Source organism: Cellulosimicrobium sp. BMG9.23, assembly GCF_059159985.1.
Genome location: NZ_JBZGBZ010000005.1, coordinates 439,905 through 448,083 on the forward strand (window position 1 = coordinate 439,905; position 8,179 = coordinate 448,083).

At 75.8% G+C, this 8,179-nt stretch carries 7 protein-coding genes; 3 read left to right on the forward strand and 4 right to left on the reverse strand.

From position 1 onward, the window contains the following. Positions 1–345 precede the first annotated feature (345 nt). Genes AC4H2G_RS10720 through AC4H2G_RS10730 form a run of 3 tightly spaced genes read right to left on the reverse strand, consistent with a single transcriptional unit; the run spans position 346 to position 2,250 of the window. Positions 346–609 (reverse strand): hypothetical protein, encoded by a 264-nt coding sequence (locus AC4H2G_RS10720; protein ID WP_494365740.1) that lies wholly within the window; start codon positions 607–609, stop codon positions 346–348. Then, complete coding sequence (locus AC4H2G_RS10725; protein WP_494365741.1) at positions 606–1,238, reverse strand: hypothetical protein; 633 nt, start codon at positions 1,236–1,238, stop codon at positions 606–608. The genes AC4H2G_RS10720 and AC4H2G_RS10725 overlap by 4 nt, the downstream gene beginning before the upstream one ends. Positions 1,239–1,290: 52 nt before the next feature. Further along, on the reverse strand, positions 1,291–2,250 hold the full coding sequence (locus tag AC4H2G_RS10730; RefSeq protein WP_494365742.1) for a WXG100 family type VII secretion target: 960 nt from the start codon (positions 2,248–2,250) through the stop codon (positions 1,291–1,293). Between the two features lie 204 nt (positions 2,251–2,454). Here AC4H2G_RS10730 and AC4H2G_RS10735 point away from each other — a divergent pair, with 204 nt between their 5' ends. Then, the gene (locus AC4H2G_RS10735; protein WP_494365743.1) at positions 2,455–4,062 is read left to right on the forward strand and encodes an asparaginase; all 1,608 of its coding nucleotides are present in this window, start codon (positions 2,455–2,457) and stop codon (positions 4,060–4,062) included. A 143-nt stretch (positions 4,063–4,205) separates the two neighbouring features. Here AC4H2G_RS10735 and AC4H2G_RS10740 read toward each other — a convergent pair whose 3' ends face one another. Continuing rightward, positions 4,206–5,297, reverse strand: a complete 1,092-nt coding sequence (locus AC4H2G_RS10740; RefSeq protein WP_494365744.1) for a ribokinase — start codon at positions 5,295–5,297, stop codon at positions 4,206–4,208. Between the two features lie 248 nt (positions 5,298–5,545). Between AC4H2G_RS10740 and AC4H2G_RS10745 the strand changes: the two genes are divergently transcribed. Beyond that, complete coding sequence (locus tag AC4H2G_RS10745; RefSeq protein WP_494365745.1) at positions 5,546–5,875, forward strand: hypothetical protein; 330 nt, start codon at positions 5,546–5,548, stop codon at positions 5,873–5,875. Next, positions 5,872–8,118, forward strand: a complete 2,247-nt coding sequence (locus AC4H2G_RS10750; RefSeq protein ID WP_494365746.1) for a hypothetical protein — start codon at positions 5,872–5,874, stop codon at positions 8,116–8,118. The genes AC4H2G_RS10745 and AC4H2G_RS10750 overlap by 4 nt, the downstream gene beginning before the upstream one ends. The last annotated feature ends 61 nt before the right edge of the window (positions 8,119–8,179 follow it).

Here is an 8,179-nt window from a genome sequence, read left to right on the forward strand (position 1 = left end):
GGTCGCACGCCGTGGCGAGCAGGTCCACGACGTCCGCGGGCGGCGTCGGGCCTCCGGGGAGGTCCGTGCCCAGCGCCGCCACGACCTCCTCGACGGTCACGCGTGGCGGGACGGGTCGGGTCGCAAGCGAGTCGAGCCACGCGCTCGCGTGCTCGACGGCGCGGCGCAGCGCCTCGGTCCGGTCGTCCATGACCGCTCCTGACCGCGCCGGTCGCGCGCCGACGCCGCCTCCAGGCTCGTCCGCGCACGGACCGCGGTCAACCGTGAGCCCGGGTGATTCCCGTCGTCCCGCAGGAGGGACGGGCTCCGCCCGCCTCGTGCGCGCGGCCGGCAGCGCGTGCGGCGTCAGGGTCGACGCCGGGCCCTCGCCTGCTTCCAGAGCTCCGAGCGCCGGATCACGACCTGCAACCAGATGCCGAACAGACCCCCGGCGGTGAGGATCCCGACGCCGACCCATCGCGCCGTCTGGTCCCCGCCCGAGCCGCCCCCGAACAGCGCGACGACGAGCGCGACCACCAGGCACGTGACCGTGACGACGAGGACGAACGCCGCGAACGGACGGACGAGCGCGGTCCGGTCGACCTGGTCGTCACCCGCGCCGTGGCTCATCGCAGGGCCTCGGTGAGCCGTGCCATCGCCTCGTCCTCGTCGGAGGGGGCGTCGTCCTGCACGGTGAGGCGACCCTCCGCGTCCGCGGGTTCGAGCGCGAGCTGCCACGCGCCGTCGGGCGCACGGTGGGCGCTCGCGACGGTGCTGCCGCTCGAGGTCGTGACCTTGACCGTGACCGCCACCGCGGCGTCGGCCGGCGTCACGTCGACGCCGCGCCGGGCGAGGTCGACGCCCGCGCGGACGAGGTCGGTGCCGGGCTCGACCGGGAGCACGTCCCACAGGTCGAGGCCGCGCGGCGTGACGAGGAGCGTGCCGCCCGGCGCCTGGACCAGCACCGCGCCGTCGCCCGACTCGGCCCGCGCGACGCCGACCTCCACCCACTGCGTGGCGGTGGTGAGCACGGCCGCGACGCCGCCGGCGTTCCCGCGCGCCGTGATCAGCCCGTCGCGCACCTCCGCGAGCTCGCGGACGAGGAGGGACGCGAGACCCGCGCGCTGCGCGGTCGCGTCGGTGCCGGGCCCGGCGACGCGCAGGCTCGCGGCCGACTGCTCCGCCGCGGGCCCGGGCGACAGGGAGAGCAGCGCGACGAGCTCGAAGGTGGTCAGGGGAAACGTGCTGGGGGTTGCCACGGGCAGCTCCGGCTTCGGTCGAAGGGTTGGTTCCGCTCAGGAGGTCCGGGGGCTACCCGAACGAGAAGAGGTCGCGCAGCGGCGCGGTGACGTCGTCGACGAACTCGGCGGCACCGTCGACCACGTCGTCCACGACCTCACGGCCGGCGTCCACGGCGTCCCCGACGGCGTTCGACACGGAGGTCACCGCGCTCTCGCCCATCGAGGCGAGCCACTCCGTGGTCTCCATCCCCTCCGGGGTGAGCTGCTGCAGCCCCCACCAGCCGGCACCGACGACGGCGATCCCCGCACCGATCGCCCAGCCTACGGGGTTGGACGCGAGCGCTACGGCGGCGATAGCCCCGGCGCCGCCGATGGTCGCGGTGATCGCGCCGTCGCCGATCATCCACCCGTTGCCCTCCGCGATGCCCTGCCCCATCTCGAAGCCGCCCTCGAACGCGCCGAGGAGCCCGAACCCGACACCGAGCCAGGTGAACGCTCCGGAGACCGCGCCGGGCACCTTCAGCAGCTTGAGCAGATCTGCGCCCTCGAGCCCGGACCCGACGAAGTCGGTCACCATGCCGGCGATGTTGGCGACGTCGCCGACCCAGTCGGGCAGGATGCCGAGCCAGGTGTCGTCACCGCTGCCGGGGCCGGAGCCCGGCCCTGTCCCCGGCCCGTTGCCCGGTCCTGTCCCGGGCCCCGCACCCGGCCAGCCGCCAGGTCCCGTCCCCGGTCCGCCACCCGGACCCGTCCCTGTGCCGCCGGCGGAGGCGGTCTCCTGCTCGTCGGCGTTGCGCCGGACGGACTCGGCGCTCTGGGTGAGCGTCTGCGCGATCGCGACGAGCTGCGGGTGCAGCGCGGAGTCCCAGTCGCCCACGAACCGCTGCTGGTCGGGACCGGTCCAGGGGTTCGCGTGGACGACGGTCGCCGTCGACGAACCGATGGACCGGATCCGGTCGGCCGCCGTCGACATGTCGCCCGCGAGCTGCCGCAGCGCCTCGACGTCCGCGCCCCACATCCCCTGCCCCACGGGCTCTCCTTCCGCCGTGCCGCCACTCGTGGTGGGCGGCCGTTCGCCGGGCGTGAGCCTACGGCCCGAGGGCGCGCCGCACGATGGGCACCTCTCCCCACGGACCGGCGCGACCGCGCTGCGGCTTCTTACACCGACGCAATCCCCAGGCAACAATCGGTGCCTAGCGTCGGGCGCGCAGGGGCCCCGACGGAAGGCCATCCTTTGAGAACGCTCACTCTGACCCTCTCCGGGCGCGTCGTCGCGCTCGTCGTCACCGTCGCTCTCGCGTTCGCCGCCGTCGTCGCGACCGTCGCGTACGCCGTCGCCGACTCGCGCGCCACGGCGGCCGCGGCACGGGCCGACGGCGCGCAGCCCCCGGTCCTCGCCGCGGGCGCCGCGACGAACCCGCTGGGCATCGCCTCCGCGCGCTACGGCACCGCGACGGCGAACGCCGCGGCCGGCAAGCCGAAGGTCGTCGTCGTGGCGACCGGCGGGACGATGGCGGGCAAGGCGACCGGCCGCGACACGTTCACGAGCTACCGCGCGGGCACGTACCGCATGGAGGACATGCTGAACACGCTGCGGCCCGAGCTCGACGCCGTCGCCGACGTGACCGCCGTCCAGTTCGGCAACGCCGGCTCGTCCGGATACTCGATCGCCCAGTTCCACGCCCTGACGCTCGAGGTGGAGAAGCAGCTCGAGACGGCGGACGCGGTCGTCGTGACGACCGGGACCGACACGCAGGAGGAGTTCGCGTACTGGCTCGACCTCACGGTGCAGTCGCGCAAGCCCGTGGTGACCTCCGGATCCATGCGCCCGTGGGGGTCGGGCGAGGGTCCGGACGACAGCCTCGTCTTCGGCACCGACGCGCCGGCCAACCTGTACAACGCGATCAAGGTCGCGGCATCGCAGCAGACCTACTGCTTCGGCACGGTCCTCATGCTCAACGACGAGATCCAGGCGGCCCGCGAGGTCACCAAGTCGAACTCGTACCGCACCGACACGTTCCAGACGCGCGAGTACGGCGTGCTCGGCTGGATCGACGGTGACGACATCACGCTCGGCCGCGCCCCGGCCCGCGTCATGACGTGCGACACCGAGGACTGGTTCACGCCGTTCGACCTGACGAAGGTCGCACCCGAGAACCTGCCCCGCACCGAGATCCTCATGTCGTACCAGCAGGCCGGCGGCGAGGCCGTCACGGCGTTCGCGAACGCGGGCGTCCAGGGCATCGTCACGGCGGGCACCGGCGCGGGCGGCATCTCGTCCGCGATGAGCCAGGCCCGCAGCGCGGCGATCCGCGACAAGGGCGTCTGGTTCGTCTCGACGACGCGTACCGGCTCCGGGTCGTCCTACGGCTCGGGCAACGGGCTCATCGCCGGCGGCGACCTCACCGCGGTCAAGGCGCGGCTCCTGCTGCTGCTCTCGCGCGCCTTCACCGAGGACTTCGCGACGGCGCAGGGCTGGTTCGCGACGTACGGCAACGCGTCGTTCGACCAGTCGGCGACGGCCGGCGTCGTGGGTGCCACCCCGGGCAGCACCGCGGTGCTGTTCTCCGGGACCGCGACGCCGTCGTGCAAGGCCCAGAAGGCCGAGCTGACGATCGAGATCACCAACTCCGACTCCGTGCCGGTCGACCTGCGCGTCGAGAGCCCGGCGGGCGGGTACAAGTTCACGAAGATACCCGCGGGGCAGACGGTGCAGCACACCCTCCCGGCGAAGGTGGCCGAGCTCGCGGCGGGCGAGGCGAAGCTCACCGCGTACAAGAACGTCGACGGGAAGGGCATCCAGACGGTGCAGGCCACCGCCTACCCGGCGACGTCCTGCTGAACGCCCGGCTGACGTCGCGCCGACGTCGCGCTGACGCCTGAGCGGCCGAGCACGGGGTCGGCGACCACCGACCACGGGGTTGGCGACCGTTTCCCGAGGATTCCGGTGGCCAACCCCGTGCTCGGCGGTCGGCGACGTGCTCGTCAGCCGTGACGCGAGGCCAGCGTGACGACGTCGGCCTCGTCCGGGACGGCGTCCTGCGCGCCCGGCCGCGCGACGGCGAGCGCACCTGCCGCCGCCGCGAGCCGCGCGGCCGTGGTCAGGTCCGCCCCGCGCGCGAGACCGGCCGCGAGGACGCCGCAGAACGTGTCCCCCGCACCGGTCGTGTCGACGACGTCGGCCGGGAACGCCGGGACGACGACGATCTCGGGCCCGGCCGTGCCCCGTCCGCGGCGGGCGACGAGGCACCCGTCCCCGCCCAACGTCACGACGACGGCCGGGACGCGCGCGAGCAGCGAGACCGCGAGCACCTCGGTGCGTCCCGCGCGGGGCGTGTCGCGGGTGTCACCCGTGCCACCCACGGCGCCGGTTCCGGTGCTGGTGCTGGTGCTGGTGCCGCCGTCTCCGACGCTGCCGGCCTCTGCCAGATCGGCGGCCTCGTGCTCGTTGACGACCAGCACGTCGACGGCGTCCCACACGTCCTCGGGCAGGTCCCGCGACGGGGCGGCGTTGAGGATCAGGGGGACGCCCGGACGGCGCGCGTCCGCCGCGTCGCGCACGACGTCGAGCGGCACTTCGAGCTGGGCCAGCACGGCGTCGGCCGCGGCGACCCGCGCACGGTCCTCGGCGCCGAGCCGGACGTGGGCGTTGGCGCCCGGTGCGACGACGATCGCGTTCTCGCCGTCGGGCGAGACGGTGATGAGCGCGGTGCCCGTCGCCGTGTCGACGCGCGCGACGAGGTCGGTCCGCACGCCCCCGCGGTCGAGGGACGCGAGGAGAAGCTCCGCGCCGTCGTCCCGACCGACCGCCCCGACGAACGTCGTGTCCGCGCCCCCGGCGCGCGCGGCCGCGACGGCCTGGTTCGCGCCCTTCCCGCCGGGCGACCGCCGCAGGTCTCCGCCGAGCACGGTCTCCCCCGCGCCCGGGTGCCGCGGCACGTCCACGACCAGGTCGACGTTCGCGGAGCCCACGACGACGACGCGCCCACGTCCCGGCGGGCCCCCGACGCCGCCCGCACCCAGGTCACCACCCGCTCCCGTGACGTCACCCGCTCCCGTGGTACCGCTCGCGCGCATGGCGCCTCCCTTGATCTCCGGATCGCCAGCGCGGTGGAACCGTCCGCGGGGACGTCGCTCTCGTGGACGTCCCGCAGCGTACCGACCGCCGACCGTGCGCGCAGCGAGCAGCACGCCACCGGTCACCGACAGCTGGACCTGTGGACAACCCGGGTCACCGGGATCCTCGTTGCTAGCGTCGCACCGATCGAGGACCGCCGGCCCTCGCGACCGACGGCGGGAGGGGGCCGGTGGTGGGGCATCTCGCGGTGGACACCGACACGCTCGCGCTCGCCGCTGCGCTGACGGAAGGGGCCGCCGGTGCGCTCCTCGCGGTCGGCGGTCCGCAGGCCGCGGCCGCCGCGGTCGACGCGACCGCGGCGGGGGACGCCGCGCTCGCCGACGCGGTCGCCGGGCTGCTCGGCGCGTGGGGACCGGCCCGGCGGCTCCTGCTCACCGAGCTCGACCAGCTCGCCGCGGCGCTGCGCGAGGCCGCGGCGCTTCTCGACGGCGCCGAGGCCGGGACGGCGCGGAGCCTCGCCGAGGTCCTCGTGCCGTCGGCCGCCCCACCCGCGCAGGCCCGGGGTGGCGTGACGTGAGCGACGTCGAGTACCTGCCGCTGACCGGGGACAGCGCCGCGCTGCACGGGACGGCCGCGGCGCTGGCCCGGGCCCGCGACGCGCTGGGGGTCGCGGGCGACGAGCTGGCACGTGTGCGGGTCGCCGTCGCGTCCCAGCGTGGCGAGGCCGTGGCGCTCGCCCTGGGACGGCTCGACGACCTCACCGGTCGCGCGTCCACCCATCGCGCGGTGCTCGACGCCGCGGCGCGGGTCCTGCACGGCCAGGCCGACCTCCTCCTCGCCCGCCAGCTCGAAGCGACCGCCGCGATCGCGCGGCGCCGGTCGGCACTGGACGAGGTGGTCCGCCGGGAGGCCGAGCTGGACGCCCTGCACCGGACGCCGTTCCTCGAGACCCTGGACGTGGCGCACGGGAGCGCGCTGGGGGACGCCGCCCGGCGCGGGGTCATGGCACGCGACGAGGTGCGTCGGGCCGAGGACGACTGGCGCGCCGCCCGCGACGCGAAGCAGGCCGAGTCGCGGCGTGCGGCGGCGCAGCTCGGTCCGCTCGCGGACGTGCGCGCCGTGAGCGCGTGGGTCGCAGCGGGCGGGGAGGCGTCGGGGTTCCGCACCACGTGGTCGGGCGACGGCGCCGCGGCGAGCGTGGCGTCGACGATCTCGGGTCTCGCGGCCGCCGCTCTCGTCGACCGCCTCGTCGGGCGCGGGCTCGACGACGACGGCGAGGCGGCGGCGGTCGAGGAGCTCGACCGCCTCGCCGAGGCAGGAGGGACGGACGACGCGTTCTGGTCCGCCTTCTACGCCGCGACACCGCCCGGGGACCTCTACGTGCTGCTCGAAGGTGACCACCTGACGCCCGACGGGTCGGTCCTCGACCCGGGGACTCCCCACGGCACGATCACGCTCGCGGTCGCCGGCACGTTCGGCCCGTGGGCGGCCTCGCTCGCTCCCGACGAGCAGGAGGCGCTGGGCGCCGCGGTCGTCGACGACCTGGGTACGGTCACGATCCCTCTCGGGTGGTCGGCGACGGCCACGGCACTCCTCGGGGCTGCGCGCGGCGCACCCCGGGTGCACGCCGGCGCGCTCGAACGCCTCGACGCGCAGCGGCGGGCCGACGCCGCGTCCCCCGACCCTCTCGCCACCCTCCCGTTCGAGCGCGACGCCCGGTTCGTCATGAGTGCCGCGCTGAGCGGTCTCGCGGACTCGCCCGAGGAGTCGCTGCGCTTCCTCGCCGGCGACGGGGACCACGACCGCCTCGCCGCCCGGTCCGCGCTCTGGGTCGGTGCCGTCCCCCTCGGCGGCTGGCCCGACGAGGGCGAGGGCGTCGCGGCGGTCGTGCGGGCCGCCGTCGAGCACGGCGAGGCGAGCCCCGCGCCGTCGGACCGGGAGAGCGCGGCGCTGCTGCTGTCCCGGGTGACGTGGGACGCTCCGGGCGGGCTCGCCGGCACCACCCTGTCGCCCACCGCCCAGACGGATCTCGCGGCCGCCTACGCGCCCTACGTCGAGGCGTTCGACACGAGCTTCGCCGCCGAGGAGCCGTTCGATGCGGTCGGCGTGCACGTCGGTCCGCCGCGCGCCCACGGGAGCGGCGGCCGGGCCCTCCCCCTTCTCGAGCCGGAGGCCCTGTCCCGGACGCTGTCCGCGACGATGGCGTCGCCCGAGGGCGTGCGGTTCTGGAACGCGACGATGCTCGCGCACCACGACACGACCGTGGTCGACGCGCTCGGCCCGACGCCGTCGCGCCCGGACCCGACGGACCCGGAGCTGCGTACCGGCGTCGTGCGGGCGCTCGACGCGCACGACAAGGCGCTGTCGGACGCCGGGGTGATCGTCGGCAGCATGCACCGTGCCGACGTGGCCTCCGCCGTGGAGGCCGCCGAGCGCTACGAGTCCCGCCTCGGGTTCCTCATGGGCGTGGCGGGCGACGTCGCCCCCGGCCCCGCCGTGCTGACGACGCCGGCGCTCGCCGTGGTCGAGGGCTACCTGGTCGACCTCGACTCGGGCCTCAGGACGACGGTCGACCGCGCGAGCGCGGAGGGCACCGCCGAGGGCATGGTCCTGCGCTCACGGAGTCACGACCTGGTCGTCGCGGCGCTCGTCGCGGACGGCGTGCCTCCGGAGGGCGCCGCAGAGCGGGCGGGGGCGTTCGTCCGGACCGAGGACGGCGAGGACCGCAGCGGCTTCGGCGCCCCGTTCCAGCAGGCGGCCGACCTCGCCCCGTACCGCGGGACGACCCTCGCCGTCCCGCCGCCCTCATCCGTTCCCTGACCGCCGACCAGGCCCTCGTCCCCGTCGAGCATGTCGCCGTGGGACAGCCCGTCGGAAAGAA

Coding starts and splice junctions, on each gene's coding strand:
- AC4H2G_RS10720 (WP_494365740.1), bottom strand. CDS start 609: ATGAGCCACGGCGCGGGTGACGACCAGGTCGACCGGACCGCGCTCGTC.
- AC4H2G_RS10740 (WP_494365744.1), bottom strand. CDS start 5,297: ATGCGCGCGAGCGGTACCACGGGAGCGGGTGACGTCACGGGAGCGGGT.